This is a genomic window from Pseudarthrobacter albicanus (assembly GCF_018224015.1).
Taxonomy (GTDB): Bacteria; Actinomycetota; Actinomycetes; order Actinomycetales; family Micrococcaceae; genus Arthrobacter; species Arthrobacter albicanus.
Genome location: NZ_JAGPOT010000172.1, coordinates 1 through 904, shown reverse-complemented (window position 1 = coordinate 904; position 904 = coordinate 1). Strand labels below are relative to the sequence as shown.

The following is a 904-nucleotide window of genomic DNA, read 5'->3' as shown; positions in this document are numbered from 1 at the left end:
ACACCAGCGAACACGACATGTACCCGGCCCTCCTCGCCGACCTGGCCAAGGACATGCTGGCCATGGCCGACCGCGGGTTCTTCTCCTACCAGGCGTGGAAGGACAGTGCCGCCACGGGTGCGGCACTGCTGTGGCGGATGAAAGCCAACAGCGTGCTGCCCGTCATTGAGGAGTTCGAGGACGGGTCCTACCTTTCGACCGTTTATCCGTCCAGCAAGGACCGACGCAAGGACAGCAATGGCATCCCGGTCCGGGTGATTGAGTACGAGGTCGCCACCGGGGAGGAAACCAGCAAGTTCCTGCTGATCACCACGATCCTGGACCCCGGCGCCGCTCCGGCCGGGGACCTGGCCCGGCTCTATGCCCGCCGTTGGGAAATTGAGTCCAGTTTCAGCGAACTGAAAACCCACCAACGCGGCCCCGACGTCGTCCTGCGCTCCAAAACACCCGCCGGGGTGCTCCAGGAAACCTACGGCTACCTCTGCGCGCACTACGCGATCCGGTCCCTCATCGGCGCCGTCGCCGCAGAATTCGACGAAGACCCCCTGCACTTTTCCTTCACACGCACCCTCCGGGCCGCGCGGCGATCCCTCGCCGGGCACCCGGCTTTTTCCCCCTCACCGGCTGGCTGAAGCCTTCACCATCTTCTGCCAGGAAATCCTCCACGAACTCCTGCCACCACGCCGACAACGCACCGTCCCCCGCGCCGTCAAACGCAAAATGTCCAACTGGCCACTCAAACGAACACCAAAAAACACAAAGTAAACGGCATTGGGCCTAATTCCGGTATGGGCGATAGCCTCCGGCTGCCAGTAGGGAGCGGATTCTGTAGTTGGTGAAGTTGCGGAATCCGCGGGCGATCCGCCTGGTGGTTTCGATGACGCCGTTGATCGCTTCGGTGGGC

2 protein-coding genes are annotated in these 904 nt (G+C 63.1%); one reads left to right on the top strand and one right to left on the bottom strand.

Features of this window, described 5'->3' with window-relative positions; genetic code table 11:
* Window positions 1–632: IS4 family transposase (locus J9611_RS21215; RefSeq protein ID WP_211883194.1), on the top strand; the 632-nt coding region annotated here is incomplete at its 5' end.
* Window positions 633–777: 145 nt separating this feature from the next.
* Here J9611_RS21215 and J9611_RS21210 read toward each other — a convergent pair.
* Window positions 778–904 (bottom strand): transposase (locus tag J9611_RS21210; RefSeq protein WP_211883196.1); only part of this gene is annotated, 127 nt, incomplete at its 5' end.